The sequence below is a fragment of the Aminobacterium sp. UBA4908 genome, assembly GCF_002398115.1.
Taxonomy (GTDB): domain Bacteria; phylum Synergistota; class Synergistia; order Synergistales; family Aminobacteriaceae; genus Aminobacterium; species Aminobacterium mobile.
Genome location: NZ_DHCG01000003.1, coordinates 1 through 20352, shown reverse-complemented (window position 1 = coordinate 20352; position 20352 = coordinate 1). Strand labels below are relative to the sequence as shown.

Below are 20352 nucleotides of genomic sequence, written 5' to 3'. Positions count from 1 at the left end.
CAGCTAAAGCTAATGTAAAAAAGAGCCTTTTATGACTCCTTCCTCATAACAAAAAGGCTTTCAGGGTTTCCCCCTGAAAGCCTTTAATCATCATATGGTGGGTGGTAGAGGAATTGAACCTCTGACCTCTTCCGCGTCAAGGAAGCGTTCTCCCCCTGAACTAACCACCCAACGACTTGGTATTCTACAGGTCTGTACCTGAATTGTCAACGTCTAGGAGAGATAAGACTTTTTTTAACTGTTTTTACTTTCCTTAGCCAGTTCCTTCCCTCTCCGCGTAGCAGAAGTAATGGCTCGGATAAAAGCACTTCGAACATCGCCTTCTTCTAGTTCATAAAGGCCTTCTATTGTGGTCCCACCAGGAGTTACAACCCCATCTTTTAACTCTGCCGGATGCTTCCCTGTTTCCAGTACAAGTCGAGCTGCTCCAATCATTGTAGCAGCAGAAGCTTTTAGGGCTAAATCTTTAGGAATGCCAACGCGAAGGCCCCCATAGGTAAGAGCCTCCAAAACTGTAAAGATATATGCTGGCCCAGAGCCAGATATGGCTGTTATAGCGTCAAGGTAGGGCTCTTCAGTCTCCTCTACCTCTCCCAAAAGAGAAAAGAGTTTTATAGCTGTATCCCGATCCTGATCCGTCGTATTTTGAGACAGAGTAAAAGCTGTAAAGGCCGCATTTACAGATGCACATATATTTGTCATTCCACGAACCCAATGAACTTCAGGCGCCACAGAAAAAAGCTGTCCTATCTGCACACCTGCCGCCATGGAGAAACATAGTTTTCCTTTTAATTCTTCAACGAGCAAGGAGATTACCGGCAACTGGATATGGGGTTTCAATGCAAAAAAAACCACATCTGCTTGACGAATTGCTTCTACATTGTCATGAAGAAGAACTATTCCCGCCTCTTCTAAATGTTTAGCCTTCTCTAGATTTTTATCCGCAGCCACCACATGGCAACCCTTTTGCGCTAATCCTTTCGCAACAGATCCACCTAACATGCCTGCTCCAATCACAGCAACGCGAAAAGTCATTTCATTCAGCCCCTTCTATTGTTCTTGTTCTCCCCAGGCCCTCGCCCATTCAAACATGCCAAGAGCCGCAGCAACACTAGCATTGAGAGACCCAGTTTCTCCAGTCATAGGGATACGGAAGAGAAGATCGCAGCGTTCCTTTACCAGACGAGACAATCCCTCTCCTTCTGCCCCTATCACGAGAATTGTACGTTTCGGGTAAGAAGCCTCCCAAAAAGATTGCTCTGCATTGTGATCTAGGCCAACAATCCAAAATCCCTCTTCTTGCAACCGTAACAACGTCTGTGCAATATTTGTTACAGCAATCATAGGAACGCGCAGAGCAGCTCCTGCACTCACCTTTACTACTGTACCACCAGGTAGTGCAGAGCGCCGTCGGGGGTAGATAACTGCCGCAGCCCCTGCCGCCTCTGCTGTTCTCACAATAGCACCAATATTGTGAGGATCAAGGATATGGTCTAATACAACGATCAATATATGTTTAGCTTGAGCATAAGGACTCTTAAGAAATATATCAAGGTCTATCTGTTCCACTGCCGTAATTCGGGCTATGACACCTTGATGAAGCTCTTTGGGGCACATTTCATCAAGAACCGATGGAGGTACCTTCTGAAAAATAACACTTGCTGACTTAGCAAGTGTTACAAATTCGTTAACAAAAGCCGATTGAGCTCTCTCTGAGATCCATAATTTTAAACATTTTTCCGGGGAATGCCGTAGTAAATCCAATACTGGCTGGCGACCCCATATAAATTCCTGATCGATGGCATCACGATCCTGTTTTTTCGCCATAACGTTCCTCCTTCTCCAGTTGCTTAGCATATTCATGCATATACGCCGCAGTATATCCTCGTTTCGAAGTCATGACTTCATCGGGAGTTCCCTGCGTGACAATTGTTCCTCCTTCTAATCCACCTTCAGGACCTAGGTCAATAATATAATCCGCCGATAGCAATACATCGAGGTTATGTTCTATCATCACCACAGTATTCCCCTGATCGACTATCCGATGGATGATCCTTAGAAGTTTTTTAACATCCGTATAGAAAAGTCCTGTAGTGGGTTCGTCAAGAAGATAGAGAGTGGGGCCTGTAAAACGTTTACTGAGCTCCTTAGCTAATTTAACTCTTTGAGCTTCTCCGCCACTCAAGGTTAAAGCAGACTGCCCCAATCGTATATACCCTAACCCTGCGTCTTGTATTAAAGCAAGTTTTGAGGATATACGAGGAATATCTTTAAAGAATTCGGAAGCTTCGTCTACTGTCATGTTCAAAACATCTGAAATATTACGCCCTTTATAACGAACTTCAAGGGTTTCTCTGTTATATCTTGTACCGCCGCATACATCACAATCAACGTATACATCAGGCATAAAAAGCATTGAGACCTTCACTGATCCAGCCCCACCACAAGCCTCACATCGTCCCCCCCTAACATTGAAACTAAAACGACCCTGAGCATATCCTCTTAATTTAGCCTCCGGCAGCTGAGAAAAAAGCTCTCGGATCAAGGTAAACACTCCCGTATATGTAGCGGGGTTTGAACGTGGGGTTCGCCCAATAGGGCTTTGGTCAACCATTACCACATTTTTAAACAGCTCTATCCCTTCTATGCCATCATGTTTCCCAGCTCTCTCCCGAAAATCTCTATCTAAAAGTCTTTTCATTCCTTTATATAATACGTCATACAGGAGACTACTTTTACCAGAGCCAGAAACACCACTGATGCATGTAAAAACACCTGCGGGAATCGATACATCAATATCCTTCAAATTATGATGAGCCACTTTCCTAAGAGTGAGCCATCCTACAGGGGGACGTACAAAGTCTCTTCGTATACATCCTGAAACTTCTCCCCGCAAATAAGGACCTGTCAAACCTTTCGTTTTGCGAATCTCTTCCGCCGAACCGGCACTAACAATTTCTCCCCCTCGCTCTCCAGCCCCTGGCCCCATTTCTATAATAGAATCAGCAGCAAGCATGGTCTCCCGGTCATGCTCTACAACTACAACAGTGTTTCCTAAGTCCCGGATAGACTGAAGGGTGCGAAGAAGGCGGTCTGTGTCTCTAGGATGAAGTCCTATCGTAGGTTCATCGAGTACGTACAAAACACCACTAAGTTTTGAACCGATCTGGGTTGCAAGCCTAATACGCTGACTTTCCCCTCCACTGAGGGTATCAGCTCTACGAAGAAGAGAGAGGTAGCCTGCCCCCACATCCACTAAGAAAGAGAGACGCTTTTCAAGTTCTAACATAACTTGTCCTACAATTTTATGCTCATTTTCCGAAAACTCCATGGCCTTTAAAACTGGTATAAGCCGATCTATAGGCGTTTCCATAAGGTCTCCTATAGAGTAGCCTTTAAGTCGAACCATAAGGGCTTCCTTACGGAGCCGTAATCCTTGGCAGGTCTGACAGAGATCCTCCACACGATATCCGCCAAGCTCTTCCATAACGTTCTCAGACTCTGTATCCCGCCATCGACTTTCTAGCCATGGAAGAAGTCCTTCGTAACGCCCCATATATTGGCGACTTTGCCCCTTATCTGTAAAAAACATGGGGAGGCGCTCATCAGAACCCCAAAGGATGAAGTCTTGAACTTTTTTAGAGAGGTTCTTATAAGGGATAGATAAATCCCAGTTTTTTTGAGTAGCAAAAGTATAAAGTTTACTCAACATATAGTGTTTTTTCTTCCACGGTAGAAGGGCTCCATCACTTACGGTACGACTAGGATCTACTGCCAATTCTTCGGAAAAATGCTCGTGACTTCCGAGACCTGAACAATCAGGACAAGCTCCATAAGGATTGTTAAAAGAAAAAAGCCTCGGCTCTATCTCGGGAAGCGCAACCCCACAATCAGGACAAGCATAATTTTCTGTTAAGAGCCGCTCTACGCCTCCGTCAGTGACAAGCAAAACATAGCCGTTACTTAAAGAAAGAGCCGTCTCTACTGCCTCACTAATTCGAGCCTTTCTGTCTTCTAAAACTTTAAGCCGATCTATCACCACTTCTATGGTGTGCCTTTTGTTTTTATCGAGAGGAATCTCTTCTTCAAGCCAATACACTGTTCCATCAACTCGAACTCGCATAAAACCCTTTTCTCTGTTTTGAAGAAAGAGGTTTTTGAACTCTCCCTTTTTAGCTCGAACTTGCGGAGCAAGAACTTCCAGACGCTGCTCCGGATAATCCTTATAAATAATATCCACTATTTCATCTAGAGAATGGCGAATAACAGGCTTCCCGCACGAAGGGCAATACGGTACTCCCAGCCTTCCAAAGAGAAGTCGAAGATAATCATAAACCTCGGTTACAGTTCCAACTGTAGATCTGGGATTATGAGATGTCCCCTTTTGTTCAATAGAAATAGCAGGAGATAAACCTGAAATATCGTCAACATCAGGCTTTTTTTGCATTCCAAGAAATTGTCTGGCATATGCAGAAAGAGATTCCACATAGCGTCTCTGCCCCTCTGCATAGAGGGTATCGAAAGCCAAGGAAGACTTTCCAGAACCCGAGGGGCCTGTAATGACAACTAATTTATTTTTCGGAAGAGTAACGCTTATATTTTTGAGATTGTGTTCTCTTGCTCCTCTTATGCTGATGAGATGCAACACGTTGCCACTCCTTCCCTTTCGATGCAGTTAAAATATCGCGAATTTGTGCCGCTTTTTCAAAATCTAAATGCTCTACCGCTTCCCACATAAGCTGTTCCAGATCAGGCTGAGAGTACGTCTGAACCGGCAAAGTTCTCTTCTCTCCACCGCCTATTTCTTGCTTTTCTTCAAAAACAAGTTCTTCGGGGAGTAAGTTTTGGATAGATTTATACACAGATTGAGGTGTAATGCCATGTTCTACATTGAAATCCATTTGGATTTCCCGGCGACGACGCGTTTCTTCCACAGAGGTACGAATACTTTCTGTCTCTTCATCAGCATAGAGAATAACTTGTCCCTGAATATTTCTAGCCGCTCTCCCCATAATCTGAATCAAAGACCGGTGGGATCGTAAAAAACCTTCTCTATCTGCATCAAGAATAGCCACGAGAGAAACTTCTGGAAGGTCCATTCCCTCTCGTAGCAAATTAATTCCTACGAGAACTGAAATATCGCCGCTCCGAAGATCACGAATAAGCTCAGCTCGTTCAAAAGCGTTAAGCTCGGAATGAATGTATTTTACTTTAAATTGTAATTCTGATAGATATTCAGCCAGGTCTTCTGCCGATTTTTTAGTAAGGGTTGTTACAAGTGCCCGCTCATTACGAGCTATAACATCCCTAAGACGGCCGACAAGGTCATCAACTTGCCCCGTAGCTGGGCTCACAATAACTTCCGGATCTACCACCCCTGTAGGGCGTATAATCTGTTCCACTATGCTTAAAGAGACCTTCTTCTCCCAATCACCAGGAGTAGCCGAGATAAAAATAACCTGCCCCATATGTTTTTTAAACTCTTGCCAATTCAATGGTCTATTGTCTAAGCAGGAGGGTAAACGAAAACCATTTTCTACCAGCGTCAATTTACGAGCTCTGTCGCCATTATACATACCACGAACCTGCGGCAAGGTAATATGAGACTCATCTATTACCATAATAAAATCATCGGGGAAGAAATCAAGAAGCGTACCTGGAGGTTCTCCGGCTTCCCGTCCATCCAGATAACGAGAATAGTTTTCTATCCCCGAACAGTATCCTACTTCTTGGAGCATCTCCATATCGTAACGAGTACGCATTTCAAGTCTTTGGGCCTCCAGCAATTTTCCCCGTTCCTTAAGGAGACAAACTTGCTCCTCAAGTTCCTTTTGAATATCTTCCATAGCTTGATCTATAGCATCGCGACTGGTTATATAGTGCTGAGCTGGGAAAATCGAAGCTTTTTCAAGCTGCTTCACTGAACGGCCACTTACTGGATCTATCTCATCAATACGTTCTATCTCTTCGTCAAAAAAAGCTATACGGAGGGCAGTGTCGTTGCTATATGAGGGAAAAACTTCAATAATATCGCCTCGAACACGGAATTTCCCTGGCTCCAAAAGCATATCGTTTCGCTCATAATAACTATCTAGAAGACATTCCATGAACTTCCTGCGCTCCCACTCTTCTCCCACAGCAAAAGGGAATATAACTTTTTCGTACATCTCTTTTTTCCCTAAACCGTAGATACACGATACACTTGCCACTACAATAACATCGCGGCGTTCAATAAGAGCTTTTGTCGCAGCAAGTCGCAATTTCTCTATCCGATCATTCACAGAGGCATCTTTTTCTATGTAAGTATCACTTGAAGGGATATAAGCCTCCGGCTGATAGTAATCATAGTAACTTACAAAATAATGAACCTCATTCTCTGGGAAAAAACCTTTGAACTCTGTATAAAGCTGCGCCGCCAGCGTTTTATTATGTGCTAAAACTAACACTGGTCTATCAAAAGAAGCTATGACATTTGCTACAGTAAAGGTTTTTCCACTACCAGTTACCCCTAAAAGGGTTTGGAAACGATGCCCTTGCCGCAAAGATTGGGTAAGAGCTTCGATGGCCTCCGGCTGATCCCCTGATGGAGGCCAGTCTGCTTCAAGATTAAATAAATGAGCCATCACTCTAGAACTCCTTTAGTTTTACATGCTTTACTAATATCTTTTTATTTTATCCCTTTTTACAACAAAAGAGCGTGCCCGCTTTTGCAGACACGCCCTTGTTTCTTCTCTACTTTTTATGCAGGATTCCCGACAACTCCAGGCCTTCCTGCCCCTGTACGAACCTGACTTTTCTCTTCTAGATCCACATTTCGGGTAGGTTCTTCTCTCTCCGCACTTTCTCCACCAGAAATGCCAAGAAGCTGGTCAAGCTCTTTCCCTTCAATAACCTCTTTCTCAAGAAGGGCTTCTGCTACAAGGTCCACTTGATCCTGGTTTTCACTTAATATATTTTTAGCCTTCTGATAGCAACTATCGATAAGGAATTTTATTTCCTGATCGATCATATAGGCTACATGATCACTGTAATTTCGATCTTCCGTGATATCCCGTCCCAAAAAGACTTCCTGATGTTTATGGCCAAGCTTAACGAGACCTAATTTCTCGCTCATACCGTATTCAGTAACCATTTTACGAGCAATGAATGTTGCTCGTTCTAGATCGTTACCGGCTCCGGTTGTCACATCCCCAAAGTTGAGTTCCTCAGCTATTCGTCCGCCAAGAAGCACTGTAATCTGGTTTATCAGCTCCACCTTTGACATAAGGAAGCGATCTTCCACAGGAAGCTGAAGAGTGTATCCAAGAGCCATATGCCCTCTAGGGATAATAGATATCTTATGCACCGGATCACAATCAGGAAGATACTTCGCTACCAAAGCATGCCCCGTCTCATGATACGCTATGATGCGTCGTTCTTTATCGCTAATTAGTCGACTTTTGCGTTCTGGTCCAGCTATGACTCGGTCAATGCCTTCTTCAAACTCAGCCATGGTTATGAGATTCTTCCCAGCCCTTGCGGCAAGCAGAGCAGCTTCATTCACTAAATTAGCAAGGTCCGCCCCTACAAAACCGGGGGTTCGGCGAGCTACAACACCAAGGTCTACATCTTTATCTAATTTCTTATTGCGAACGTGGACCTCTAGAATTTCCTCTCTCCCTTTTACATCTGGGCGATCTACAACTACATGCCTATCAAACCGCCCTGGGCGGAGAAGAGCTGGATCAAGAATATCCGGCCTATTGGTCGCCGCGATAAGGATAATCCCTGTAGACTCGTCAAAACCATCTAGTTCCACTAACAACTGGTTCAAGGTCTGCTCGCGCTCGTCATGGCCGCCACCAAGTCCTGCTCCACGCTGACGACCGACGGCATCCATCTCATCGATAAATATAATGCAAGGCTGATACTTTCTTGCTTGCTCAAAAAGATCTCGCACACGCGCAGCCCCAACCCCAACAAACATTTCTACAAAATCGGAGCCACTGACACTAAAGAAGGGTACGTCAGCCTCTCCAGCTACAGCTCGAGCGAGAAGGGTTTTCCCTGTTCCCGGAGGTCCCAGAAGCAACACCCCTTTAGGAACCCTCGCCCCTAACGCCTTAAACTTCCCTGGATCACGGAGGAATTGAACGACCTCACTGAGCTCCTCTTTCGATTCGTCACATCCCGCCACATCCTTAAACGTTACCTTCGGGCGATTATCAAGGAAGAGCTTTGCCTTGCTTTTAGCGAAGTTCATGACCTTACCTCCGCCACCCTGCATGTTATATAAGAAAAATATCCATACTCCTATAAGTAACAAGGTAGGGAAGAACGACGAAATCATTGTCGCCCACCACGGAGTTTTCTGGGGAGGAGTAACTTCTACATTAACCCCCTTCGCTGCAATCTCCTTTGCAAGATCACCAGTTCCAACTACTTCCGCCTGGAAATTTCTGCCGTCTATAAAACGTCCACTTATAGTATTGTCTTTAATAGAAACACTTTTAACCTGGCCCGTATTCACAGCGGTCAGGAACTCGGAGTACGTAATTGCTTCTGCTTGCTGGGGGTTGTGAACTGGTGAAAGGAAAACATTCACCAAGCTGACCACAAGCACAACGAGAATCAAATACAACCCGAGATTCTTGATCAATCGGCCCACTAAATATCGCCGCCTCTCAGTAAATTGCCCTCTATAGGGCTATTCTTGTACATCCACAACGTGGATTGAAGGAAGATTTCTCCATTTGCCAGCATAATCTAACCCATACCCTACCACGAATTCATCTGGAATATCAAATCCCTTATAATCTACTGACACTGGAACTTTACGCCGCTCCATCTTATCAAGAAGAACACACACACGAACACTTTTAGGATGACGCTCCTTCATCAATCGAATGAGGTAAGAAAGAGTTAGGCCCGTATCTACAATGTCTTCTACGATAAGAACATGTTTCCCTTTAATGCTCGTATCAATATCCTTGTTTATTTTAACAACACCACAGGTTTTCGTGGAGTCCCCGTAGGAAGATACTGCCATAAAATCCATAATAACATTCACATTATTTCCAATATGACGAACGAGATCAGAAAGGAAAACAACGGCTCCTTTCAATATCCCCACTGTTACCAAATCTTCTCCAGCATAATCTTGAGCGATCTGTTCCCCAAGCTCCTGTACCTTTTTCGATATGGTATCCTTCGACAGGAGCACTTCCGACACTACATAGTTCATTCTACCGTTCCCCTTCCAGGGCTGAAGCCAGAAGCGTCAGCTTAAAAATGATCCAGGGGCCTTCTTCTTTCACGACATTATGTGAAGCCCCCCATTGTGGTATCCAACGCCATCCGCCAGGACCTTCTAAAACAGGCCAGAAATCAAAGAGCCACCACGGAATAGCTTTCCGTTCTTCTTTAGAGAGAGTGGCACTGATAGCGGAGACAGTAGTAATACGAAATTTTTTGCCCTCTTGTAAAGAATATATAACACATCTAGAAGAAAGAGGATATTTTTTGATCGGGGGTAAAGAACGAACCTTCTCCCATTCCACACTCCATCTTCCCCATCTGAAACTACAACCCTCTCCTTCTAGGAGAATTTCTTGATCTTCAGCGAGAGTATTATACAGGACTTTAGGATTTATCCATACTATAAAATCAGATCCACAATATACAAAACTTTCTTTTTCCCACTGGAAAAGCCATCGTCCAGATTTTTTGATAGTATCAATGAGATTTGTGAGACGATGCCTTGGAAGAGCTTTAAGGCGAAGATCTCGACCTACTGCACGGATAAACCAGGCCAGATCTCGTTTCGATAAAGAACGAGCAAAAGAAACATCCGCCGCATATTGGGCTAGTGGGAAATCCCGTCTTCCTTCTAACAAAAGAGCCTGTCCGGTTTCCTCCTCTTCCGTTCTATACTCCTGCATATCTTTTGCCAACGCTACTAGATGCTTTCGAGTAGCTGAATTTACTGTTCGTTCCAAAAGAGGTAGGATTTCGAGGCGAATTCGATTCCTTGTATAAGTAACGTCAACGTTCGTTATATCTTCTCTCCAGGAAATTCCTCGAGAAGATATAAGCTCTCTTAATTCGTCACGCCACCAATTTATGAGGGGCCGAACAAAAAGACCACGCACTTCTGGAATTCCCACAAGTCCAGACGGGCCTGTCCCTCGGCATATATTAAAAAGAACCGTCTCTGCTACATCATTAGCCGTGTGGCCTAGTGCTATTATTACGGCATTATGTTTTTGAGCCACACGTCTTAAAAAATCGTAGCGGATCCTTCGAGCTCCCTCCTCTACAGATTCTCCCTTGCGAAGAAGATCTGGCACAGAAGAATGTTCTATACATACTCGACAACCCCACCCCTCTCCTAGATGGCGGACAAAAACCGCATCATCTAGAGAGCTCTGATCTCGAATTCCATGTTCCAAATGGGCTACGATAACTTCATAAGGCCAAAATTGAACAAAAAACCACAGGAGGGCCACGGAGTCGCTACCGCCTGAGACAGCGACCACTGCCGGGCCTTTTTTATCTGCCCAGCCTTGCTTTTGGGCTATAGCCCAAAAGCGGCGACGTAAATATGATAAGGACATTTCGAAGGGAAGATCTTTGTCTACGCTTTTCACACCATTCATCACTCCACCTCCACTAATACGAGGTGAAACAAAAACGGCGGGAGACATGGCTCCCGCCTGTTATCTTTAAATATTGGTGGCGGTGACTGGAATCGAACCAGTGACACTGCGGGTATGAACCGCATGCTCTAGCCATCTGAGCTACACCGCCTAAAAAAATGGTTGCGGGGGCAGGATTTGAACCTGCGACCTTCGGGTTATGAGCCCGACGAGCTTCCTGACTGCTCCACCCCGCGATGTAGTTTTACCTAAAATAAAAACTCGACGAATTCTTTTATGGTGCCGGACGCGGGACTCGAACCCGCACGGACTTTTCGGTCCCCAGGATTTTAAGTCCCGTGCGTCTACCTATTCCGCCAGCCCGGCCAGCACTCAGACATTATAAGGAGGACTCCCAGTTTAGTCAAGGGGCGGAATTAGAAACATGAAGAATATGTGGAATGACAATCACAATTACCTCATTTTTTTCCTTCTCCGTGTTATGAGAAGCAAACATTGTCCCTAGAAAAGGCACGTCTCCCAAAACTGGAACTTTATAATGATTTTCCCGTTTCTGTTCCTTAAAAAGACCCCCTATGACAAAAGGCTCTCCGTCACGAATCCGAACAGTAGTTTCAACCTCTCGGGTACTCGTTTCTGGGTAGGTTTCTCCCCTTGCTCCCTCTCGCCATGACAAGACTTCCCCCGTTCGAATAGCTAAATCTATTGTAACTATCTGATCTCTTCCTATGAAAGGGGTCATTTCCAACTGAGGCCCCACTTCTTCGGAAACATAAGAAGGATTGCCAGCTTCGTCGCGGACAGAAACATAGGGATACTTCTGAACAAGACGAATTTTCGCCTTAGTTCCCTCTACAGCAATAACCGATGGCTCGGCCAGAACATGTCCTTTCTCTTCTTTTTCTAACATAGATAGAAGAGCATCAAGTTTCCTCATAGTACCTGTTAAAGTTTCTACTACAGGAGAATCCTTTTCTCCAGAGCTGTACTGATACCTTACCTTTCCGGGGCTGCCTCCGCCTTGATACTCTAAAAGCCAATGACGATAAATTGAGTCAATACATGAAGCGACTTCTTCCCCCGCTCGGTCAGACACCTCTACTATTCGAGCTTCAATCATGACCTGTTTCCCAGGATGATCAATAACTGAAAGCAACTCTTCAACCTTTAAAAGATCATCTTCTACCGCCGTAATGTAAAGAAAGTTCCTTCTTTTATCTTCAACTACTTTACGTAAACCTGTAAGACGCATAATTATGTTCCTGACCTGAACTACATCGCTATAGGCTAAATGATACGCTTTTGTTCTGGCCATCCCCAGTTTTTTACCAAGATCCTCAGAGGACCCAATCCATAGAGTTGTATCACCGAGAGTAGCAAAGCGAAGACCTTGAGTCTTTAATATATATCCGAAAGCTACATCGGCAGGAAGATTTTTAAGAGTAAGGGTTATATTCTTCTGAGGAACAGAATCATCGAGGAGCAAATTCACACCCCAAAACTCCGCAAAAAGACGAAAAACATCCGTAAGTCTCACTTCTCTTAAAGAGAGTGAGATAGGTTTCGAGTACTCAGAAAAATTTGTAATTTCTTTTCTTTTCTGTATAAGAGGCCCCCTCTCCTTTTGTAATATTTTTACAAAAGAAATATGCTTTTTACCATTCCCCCCATCCTTGAGGGAAATGTGCATGCCATCTTCGTGTAATAAATTCATAAAAGTATGGCCATTTTCTTCCCAGGCCCGAACTGAAAACAATAGAGGGAAAGGATAGTCTTTCTCCCACTTTTTTGCAGGGAGAAAGACTCCTGGCCATTTCAATAGACTTTCTCCTTCTCCACTGTTACGTATCTCTGGAAATGGTAAGGAAATACCCGATACTTCCATACAAACCTTCTGATCCCCTATCTGTTTAACTTTAACCCCAAGCATAGTAGGGAAATCTTCACACCAAGCCACACTACTTGTACAGATACAAACAAAAATAAAAAAGATAGATTTTTTCATGAAAGAAACATATTCTTTTTTTAATAATATCAATGACCCTCAGCACCTTGAAAAGAAGAATTTTCCCATTTTTCCCCTATCGCCACAAATGAATGCTGCCCCCCTACCTCTAATTCCACATTATCTATGGAGATATGACGGAACACTACCTTTTGGTCTCCTAGCACTTCTTTTTCTCTTACAATGGTGCCCTCTTCTCCGCTAGACAACATATCCACGAGGGATAAATTCCCCCCCTCCCCCAGTAGAACGCCAGAGATGCGCATAAGAGGATGAGAAGCTTCCTCTTCCTTTCGTTTTTCTAAAGATTCTCTTCGAGAGCTTATAAATGGGGATAGTTTTCGTGGGAGTGCAAAAAGTTGCTCTCTATTCCCTTTACTTTCTACTTCGCAACGAAGAAAAGTAGCGAGAGTTTTTATATACTGCTCGTCTTCATGTGAATTTTCGTTACATTGAGGAATCTGAGCCTTTTTTGATTCCATCACATCACCATAAACTGCGACATTTTGGGGGAACCAGATATAACCTAAATATAAAAAAACAAAAGAACCACTAAGAAGACTGAGTAGAGATAAAAATTTCCATAGACTATATTTTACTGTCACTTTGTTTTTCACCTATCTTTCTTATATCAAATGAAATGTGTAAAAAAACTTCTTCTCGACAGGGATATAGTTCCCCTTGCTGTAAATGTGCTAAGCCATAAAGTTTTTCGCTTTCTTTAATAAAATCGACACACTGAGAGTAGAGCCCTCTACATTCCATACGTACAAGATTCGGTTCCTTCTGATCTTCGTAAAACCTTGCAATAGTCAACCCACATTTTTTTGCCAGATCATAAAGTCTCTTTCTCGGGCTCGGGGAAGAAGCTGTATCTCTTTTATATTTTTCTTCAACTTGCTTTAAGATTTTTTCGTAAAGAGAGACTTGCTGCATTAAACACGCAACCTTTTCCTCTACTCGTTGCTTTTGAAGGCTTACTTGTAGCAATCGCGTCCTCGCTGTTTTTTGTCTCACAACCATGCAACATAAAATAAAGAAACAGACGAGAATAAATACTCCCCATGTCCCCTTGAAAAAACGCAGATACAGTGAACTTTTCTTCAATGAGATCGCTCGCATCTCTTGCTCTGGGTTATTTTCATTTTAAACAGAGCAAAATCACCTTCCCACGAGAGGAGAGGGCAGCATATCTCTTCTGAAGGAAAAAACTCAGAAAGAGAATCTCTCCACAACAATATCTCATCACCTCTACCCTCTCCTACCAAAAGAACAGACTTTTGGTCAAAAGAAATTTCTTTAAGAAAAACCGAATCGGGAAGATTGCTTGTGAGAATCTCTAAAAAACGCCCGAAGAAAAATCTTGATTGTTGAAAAAACGAGATCCAATTTTTACATTCAGAACATAATGTCGTATATTGATGATCTAACTCTTTTTGCAAAATCGCCATCTGGGCTATTTTATTCTGCATGTATCCTATATTTTCCTCCATTTTCATTCCACATTTCTTTCCGTTATGCAAGGCAAATCCCAAGGAAAAAGTAAAAAATGCAACCACGCCCCACATAATCCCTTCTTCCCATTTGTTAAGGAGGTCTCTTTTTCTGCCTTTTATATAAGATGGAAGCAAATCCATAGATAAACTCATGAGAAATCCCTTAACGCTACGCCCACTGCGACTTCAAAACCATCTAAATCAAACCCATTTTTTTCTATTTTCCATTTCTTCCATGGAGATAGTGCTGGTATAAACGAAGGAAGAATTTGCGTAATTTCATTCTTCATGTCTTTGCACCCCCTAAGCCAGTATTGTCCCGAAAGATTTTGAATATCTTTTTCGCACAGAGCTACTTCCATGTGGATCTGTTCCACTGTTTCTTTTAAAGGGAGAATAGCACTTCGTATATCTTCATTTTCAGAAATGATAAGAGACGTTATTTCTTCTTCATCTCGAAAAGCAAGCATCATTGGCTCTCTCTCTAAAGAATCGACCCCTTTAAAGGCTCGCAAAAGACTTATTTGAGGAGGTTCAAGGCAGGCTGCACCTATTCGAGATTTTTTTAAAAGTTTCATAAGTTTCAAAACATGACATTTCTTTATAGCCGCAGTAAGAAAACAATGTTGCCCCTTCCGCCCATCGGACAGCTCTAGAGCAACACTGTCTCTACACGTATCATCTAAGCCCATCCCAAAAATTCGTTGAAACTCCCATTTAAAAGCCTCTCGCAATTCTTTATGAGACATTAAAGGGAAACACAAAGTATGCAAAGCCGTTTCCTTTAGCATAAAACTTATGTTCATTAACGGATTCAGCGGTAGAAACGATTCCTTTTTCAAGGACAAGAAAAGAGAGAGCCAATCCTGTGTCCGATCAAAAATATTCTTTTCCTTTGGGGATGGCAACTTTAATGCTTGCTTAACATGCAACTGCCCTTTTTCCCAGTCTAGATGAATATATCGAACCACCCGTTTCTCTATAGAAACCCCAGTGAGGGGAATTTTCTTCCATTTTTTCCCCCAAGGGAAGTTCCACAAAAAAATCACCTCTCTTTAAAGGTTTCCAAAAGACCAATAGATACTTCTACAGGTAGGGTAATGCACTAGACACTCCACCTTTATAGCTGTTGATCCCTTCCTCCCTTTAGAACAAAACCATATATATCGATCATCCTGAGATGATCTGAAATATGGAGGCATCCATTTTTCCCGATCTTCGTAATAAACACCACAATCCAAAGCTACAACTTGTACCTCTACTCCATTAAGATTCAAAATTTCATATTCAGGGGGTAACAAATTATAAGGAGGTACCCCTTCTTTCCTAGCATAAAAAATCCATTCTTTCCCTTGTTGATGATATGTTTTGATCCAGTGAATTCCTTGATAGACTCCAAAAAGAGAGCTGTGATAAAGTTTTACCCAGATATCCACAACATCAGTCATCCATAGATTGTCTTCCAGGAAAGAATAGAACCAAGGGATTAACATGGAAAAATAAGCCAAAGAGATTAATATCACTATTACTACGAATCCTCCGCTTTTAGAGGCATATTGCGTAGTCGAAAGGCAGTGTTTACTTCTTGGCTCTTTTTTTTGTGCTTTACTAAAAAGCAAACTTCTAGAACTCCTTTCTCCTCGTTATAAGCAAAAGATGCTTTTTCTATGCCGCTTACCACTGGTTGCGAGTTTTGATATGTAACATCGTGACAATATAGCTCTGGACCTCCACTTGGTCCCATCTTTACATATATTTTGGCAGCTCTAAGCAAATGTAAGGAAGCACCAACTGGGATACTTGCAACATCTTCACTCAATTCGGATAATTGTAATATTCTTCCCCGTATCCCCTTCAATCGCAAAGGGCGAGAAGCTCCTGGGAAAATCACCCAATTAAAAGTTTTTCCTGCTTTTCCTGTCGTTCCTCTAAGCTTATTAGGTGAAGGAGGAACAGAGAGAACCACCTCTTGTTTTTCTGGAAAAACTGACTGTACTTTATTGGCAGTAGGGACGGCATAAACTATTCGAAGCTCATCTCCCCAGTCAATGCCAAGGTTCTGAGCTCTATTGTTCGGAACAATAGTTACTGGCTTTCTCCATGCTCCAAGAGCTGGTATATCACTAAAGGTCTTTTGGTACTCTTCTGGCACTCCAGGAATCCCCAAGGCTCCATTGAGAACTTTAGGCATTAAAAGAGCTATAGCATGAGCTGTTTTTACTTGCGTTTTTCTTTCCAAAACCATAAGAGACACACAATCAGACATTCCTCGCCAGCCCCATAATAAAGCTGTGCTTACCATCGCTCCTACGAAGAGGGCCATAAGAACTTCCGGAAGACATAAACCATAATATTTCCTTCTATCTCCAGATTGAAAGTTCATAAATTTTTTCATGATTTTTCAGGTCCCCTTCTACAAATGAGCAAGAAAAAACTGAAACTATGATATTGCAAGAATTTACAAGCTTCTTCTCAATCCAAAAGCCTAAATCTGGAGAGGAAAAGTTGTCCTCATCCCAGCCATATTCCGCTACGTAATGAGCAGCCCAGCAACCAACGAAAGATTTATGGTTTCGAGAAATGAAAGCCATAATATTGGTAAGGGTATAAAACACACTTGTTAAAAGAAGAGAACCTATTAAAAGACCTATTAAGGCTTCGACAAAGATAAAACCTTCAGACTTTTTCTCGTCTTCAGTTACATAACCCTTATCCATACCCAAGGTTCTTCACCACTTACATAGGGTGTTTGGGGCTCTTCCGAAGAGCTGGATGAGCCATATAGTCCATTTTCTTCCGCCCGTTGTTCTATATACCGAGAAACTTTCTTTTTTATGGGACCGCAACCTATAAAAAGTTTTTCCTCATTTCCATACAAAGAAAAAGATTCGGCCTGAATTTTTCTATCAAGATACGTTTCGAGGCACGTTATATCAAAAGTAGATGGATCATTAATTTCTGCATCTTCTTCCATAGAAAACATGAGATAAGCAACTTTAATAGACCTCAAATCAGATATAATTCGAACCGCCTCCGCAGAAGCCATAGCCCGAGAAGCTGCAATCATTAACCCCCCTGATAAGAGCCCCATGATCATGAGAACCACAAGCAGTTCTATTAACGAAAACCCCTCTGTTTTTCCTTTAAATCCTTTCACTTTGTTATTTTCGCTCCTTTCCCTATAAATTTGTTACAACACAAGGCTATGCACAGCTCTCATAAGAGGCATAAACAGAGCTACAACCATAAAGAGAACAAAAATGCCGATTACAAGTGTAAGGACAGGCTCCATAAGGACTTCAACCCTCTTGAAATCTGTAGCGAGGCTCTTCTTATTTTGTTCTGCTTCTTTTTGAATCACCCATTGCAGAGTGCCTGTCTGTTCCCCTAAAGAAACCAGAGGAGCAAAAGCAGAAGGGAAAAAAGAGTGCTCTCGAAAAGCTCTCCCCAGGGGTACTCCCTGACCAAGTTTCTGAGCCACTTCCTCCCAGATTCTTTGGACTCCCTCATGACCGGTAGCATTTCCTGTCAAGTGAATAGCTTTTAACAAGGGCATTCCCGCCTCTAAAAGAGCTGCCAATATATACAGGCTTCGAACCAATAAAAATTTTTTTCTAAAAAAACTGATAGAACATCTCTGATAATTAAAACGATCAAAGGGAAACCCTTTTCTGAAATAGTGCCAGATAACCACAGAAAATACCAAAAACATCAACGTTAATAGCCTTATAAATTTCCGTCTCTCTGATAAAAAAATAATAAGCCTCGTTATTTTAGGAAGAGGGATATTCAGTCTTTTTAAAAAGTCCTCTATTTCAGGTAAGACTTTATTAAAAAGAATTCCAAAGACAAAACAAGCTAAAATTCCTATAAAAGCGGGATAAAGCCATGCTGTAAAAAGCTTCCGATGAAAATCAATTTTTTGTTCAAAGAAAAGCGACAATTGCGATAGCATTTTAGGAAGTTTTCCACTTTCTTCTCCGGCCTTTACAATAGGAACAACTCCAGGAGGCAAAAAAGCACTTTCATATAAGCTATCACTGAACGCCAACCCCTTCTCTAAATTTACTCTCAAATCTTTAATAAACGGAATAAAAGAAGCTTTGGGGCACTCTTGCTCTATTACAACAAGAGCTAATGATATAGTTCCCCCTGCTTGCAGGATAGAGGAAAGTTGAGAAAAAAAGCTCGCTAAGAAACGAGAAGAAAGACGGCGTTTACCTCTTGAAGGGAAAGAAAAAAGTTCCGCTGATACATGTCGCCTCAAGTAGACAGGCATAAGGCCTTGTGCTTGAAGTTTTTGTGCTGCGTCTTTCTTTGATGAAGCTTTTATAGAGCCACTCGAAATTCGTTCTCCATTTGAAGTCGAACGAGCACGGTACCGGAAAATCACTTTTCTCTTAACCTCCCTTTAAAGCAGAGAAATTTCTTCCACAGACGTTTCTCCTAAATACACTTTTTCCATTGCATTCTCGCTTAAAGTTTTCATTCCTTCTTTTTTAGCCTGAACACGAAGTAACTGCGTTGGCTCTTCTTGCAAAAGAAGACGACGTATATTTTGAGTTATGAACATGAGTTCAAAAACTCCAGTCCTTCCTTTATACCCAGTCCCTTGACAATAATGACATCCTCTCGCTGTGTATTTTTTACCCACGCCTATATCAGAAAGAACTGCTTTGCAATAAGGGCAAAGAAGACGTATCAGTCGCTGAGAAAGAACTGCTTTTAGAGCCGATACAACTAGAAATGGAGGAACTCCCATTTCCATCAGGCGCAAAGGAGCACTTGCTGCATCCTCCGTGTGAAGAGAAGATAAAACGAAATGCCCCGTAAGTGCTGCTCTCATGGCGAGCTGCGCTGTTTCAGGATCCCGAATCTCGCCGACCATAATAACGTCAGGATCTTGTCGCAGAATTGAGCGCAAAACAGAATGAAAAGAACGACCTGTTTTTTCGTCTACCTGTACTTGTGTTACACCTTCATGTGTACGTTCTACAGGATCTTCCACAGTTGTTATATTCAGAACATCGGCATTCATTTCGTCAATTAAAGCGTGCAAAGTTGTTGATTTTCCACTCCCAGTAGGTCCTGTAACAAGGAACATTCCTTCTCCTTTATTGAGAATATTTCTTAGTTGATCGAGCTCACTACTGCCAAGTCCTAATTTTTCAATATTCTCAGGAGATGCCGATGGGTCCAGGAGGCGAAGAACTAATTTTTCTCCGTAGAGCGTCGGTAAAGAAGAAACTCTGACATCTATAGGCATAGACAGAGATGGATGGAGACAAAAACGGCCATCTTGAGGAAGTCTCTTTTCTGCTATATCCATAGATGCAAGCAACTTTATTCGAGAAATCACAGATGGATGAAAATCAGGAGAAAAGACATACGTAGGGTAGCAACATCCATCAACTCTATAACGGATACGGCTAAAATCTGCGAAAGGTTCTACATGTATATCAGAGGCTCTACATGTTAAAGCTTTTTCGATAATAGAATCTACAAAACATACAACTGAGTTAGGAGATGATAAGCTTACTTCCCCTTCTTTATTACCTTGGAGGCCATAAACGATTTTGCGGATCTGGGAGAGAGGAGCTAGAAAAAGTTTAAGGTTCATATGGGTCGCATTATGTATATAACGGAGTTTATCTGCGTTAAAAGGGTCAAAAAGAGCTATTTGAAGTTCATTTTTTTCAGGAATACATGAGAGAGGAAGAATGTCTAACCGTTCTATCTGTTCCATAGTAAAAAAAGCCAACGCCTCTTTATTAGGAGGGGAAAGAGGCAAAAATACAATAGGAAGCTGCGTAAACATTCGCATGAGAGCAAGAAGACGATCTTCTAATCCTGGCGAAAGATGTAAAAACTCGGCAATAGGAAAAGATGTACGACGATATTTTTCATAATTATTCTTAATAAGAGGTCCTGTCACTTCGTCTTTCAAAAGAAAAGCAGAAAAGTTTTTCCATGTTCTCTCATCTAAAAACACAATATCACCACGTGTAAAGAAAGATATAGAAAAGCTATAAATAATATAATAAAGAATAACATATTAAGAGATTATTTTCTATAAAGAAAATATGGAATAGAAAGACTTAAGGGAAGTAGTACTTATATAATGATCGTTTCAGTGAAGGGAAATACTCTTTCTGTTCTTTTCGTTTCTTTACACGCTTTTTGTCAGTTCTCTATCATTCCAGAATGTAAGGCA

General features: G+C 42.3%; 18 protein-coding genes and 4 tRNA genes. All 22 read right to left on the bottom strand.

Annotated features, from left to right (window positions below; all coding sequences use genetic code 11):
* Nucleotides 1-95: 95 nt before the first annotated feature.
* Nucleotides 96-170 (bottom strand) — tRNA-Val (locus B4J50_RS04080).
* 64 nt (nt 171-234) lie between these two features.
* On the bottom strand, nt 235-1035 hold the full coding sequence (gene proC, locus B4J50_RS04075; protein WP_286846693.1) for a pyrroline-5-carboxylate reductase: 801 nt from the start codon (nt 1033-1035) through the stop codon (nt 235-237).
* Nucleotides 1036-1050: 15 nt separating this feature from the next.
* Nucleotides 1051-1827, bottom strand: coding sequence for a 23S rRNA (guanosine(2251)-2'-O)-methyltransferase RlmB (rlmB, locus tag B4J50_RS04070; protein ID WP_286846695.1), 777 nt, complete (start codon nt 1825-1827; stop codon nt 1051-1053).
* Nucleotides 1805-4648: an excinuclease ABC subunit UvrA gene (uvrA, locus tag B4J50_RS04065; protein ID WP_286846697.1), complete on the bottom strand. Its 2844-nt coding sequence runs from the start codon at nt 4646-4648 to the stop codon at nt 1805-1807. The genes rlmB and uvrA overlap by 23 nt, the downstream gene beginning before the upstream one ends.
* On the bottom strand, nt 4572-6623 hold the full coding sequence (gene uvrB / locus B4J50_RS04060; protein ID WP_286846699.1) for an excinuclease ABC subunit UvrB: 2052 nt from the start codon (nt 6621-6623) through the stop codon (nt 4572-4574). The genes uvrA and uvrB overlap by 77 nt, the downstream gene beginning before the upstream one ends.
* A 116-nt stretch (nt 6624-6739) precedes the next feature.
* Nucleotides 6740-8647: an ATP-dependent zinc metalloprotease FtsH gene (gene ftsH, locus B4J50_RS04055; RefSeq protein ID WP_286846701.1), complete on the bottom strand. Its 1908-nt coding sequence runs from the start codon at nt 8645-8647 to the stop codon at nt 6740-6742.
* Nucleotides 8648-8686: 39 nt separating this feature from the next.
* Entirely contained in the window at nt 8687-9223 is a 537-nt protein-coding gene (gene hpt, locus B4J50_RS04050; RefSeq protein WP_286846704.1) for a hypoxanthine phosphoribosyltransferase, read from the bottom strand.
* A 1-nt stretch (nt 9224) separates the two neighbouring features.
* Nucleotides 9225-10637, bottom strand: coding sequence for a tRNA lysidine(34) synthetase TilS (gene tilS / locus B4J50_RS04045; protein WP_286846707.1), 1413 nt, complete (start codon nt 10635-10637; stop codon nt 9225-9227).
* Between the two features lie 74 nt (nt 10638-10711).
* Nucleotides 10712-10788, bottom strand: a tRNA-Met gene (locus B4J50_RS04040).
* 8 nt (nt 10789-10796) lie between these two features.
* Nucleotides 10797-10873 (bottom strand) — tRNA-Met (locus tag B4J50_RS04035).
* Between the two features lie 41 nt (nt 10874-10914).
* Nucleotides 10915-11003: transfer RNA gene (locus tag B4J50_RS04030), tRNA-Leu, on the bottom strand.
* 37 nt (nt 11004-11040) lie between these two features.
* On the bottom strand, nt 11041-12642 hold the full coding sequence (locus tag B4J50_RS04025) for a hypothetical protein (protein ID WP_286846710.1): 1602 nt from the start codon (nt 12640-12642) through the stop codon (nt 11041-11043).
* A 29-nt stretch (nt 12643-12671) separates the two neighbouring features.
* A complete protein-coding gene (locus B4J50_RS04020) occupies nt 12672-13247 on the bottom strand; it encodes a hypothetical protein (protein WP_286846713.1) in 576 nt (191 codons plus the stop codon).
* Complete coding sequence (locus B4J50_RS04015) at nt 13231-13749, bottom strand: hypothetical protein (RefSeq protein ID WP_286846715.1); 519 nt, start codon at nt 13747-13749, stop codon at nt 13231-13233. The genes B4J50_RS04020 and B4J50_RS04015 overlap by 17 nt, the downstream gene beginning before the upstream one ends.
* A complete protein-coding gene (locus B4J50_RS04010; protein ID WP_286846716.1) occupies nt 13746-14141 on the bottom strand; it encodes a hypothetical protein in 396 nt (131 codons plus the stop codon). The genes B4J50_RS04015 and B4J50_RS04010 overlap by 4 nt, the downstream gene beginning before the upstream one ends.
* 146 nt (nt 14142-14287) lie before the next feature.
* Nucleotides 14288-14887 carry a hypothetical protein gene (locus B4J50_RS04005; protein ID WP_286846718.1) on the bottom strand — a complete coding sequence of 200 codons (600 nt, stop codon included), beginning with the start codon at nt 14885-14887 and terminating at the stop codon, nt 14288-14290.
* A 306-nt stretch (nt 14888-15193) separates the two neighbouring features.
* Entirely contained in the window at nt 15194-15661 is a 468-nt protein-coding gene (locus tag B4J50_RS04000; RefSeq protein ID WP_286846720.1) for a hypothetical protein, read from the bottom strand.
* Between the two features lie 5 nt (nt 15662-15666).
* The gene (locus B4J50_RS03995; RefSeq protein WP_286846722.1) at nt 15667-16533 is read right to left on the bottom strand and encodes a hypothetical protein; all 867 of its coding nucleotides are present in this window, start codon (nt 16531-16533) and stop codon (nt 15667-15669) included.
* Nucleotides 16499-16861, bottom strand: a complete 363-nt coding sequence (locus tag B4J50_RS03990) for a hypothetical protein (protein WP_286846725.1) — start codon at nt 16859-16861, stop codon at nt 16499-16501. The genes B4J50_RS03995 and B4J50_RS03990 overlap by 35 nt, the downstream gene beginning before the upstream one ends.
* Nucleotides 16837-17295 carry a type II secretion system protein gene (locus B4J50_RS03985; protein WP_286846727.1) on the bottom strand — a complete coding sequence of 153 codons (459 nt, stop codon included), beginning with the start codon at nt 17293-17295 and terminating at the stop codon, nt 16837-16839. The genes B4J50_RS03990 and B4J50_RS03985 overlap by 25 nt, the downstream gene beginning before the upstream one ends.
* Before the next feature lie 33 nt (nt 17296-17328).
* Complete coding sequence (locus B4J50_RS03980) at nt 17329-18531, bottom strand: type II secretion system F family protein (RefSeq protein ID WP_286846729.1); 1203 nt, start codon at nt 18529-18531, stop codon at nt 17329-17331.
* 18 nt (nt 18532-18549) lie between these two features.
* Nucleotides 18550-20085 (bottom strand): GspE/PulE family protein, encoded by a 1536-nt coding sequence (locus B4J50_RS03975; protein WP_286953949.1) that lies wholly within the window; start codon nt 20083-20085, stop codon nt 18550-18552.
* Nucleotides 20086-20352 lie beyond the last annotated feature (267 nt).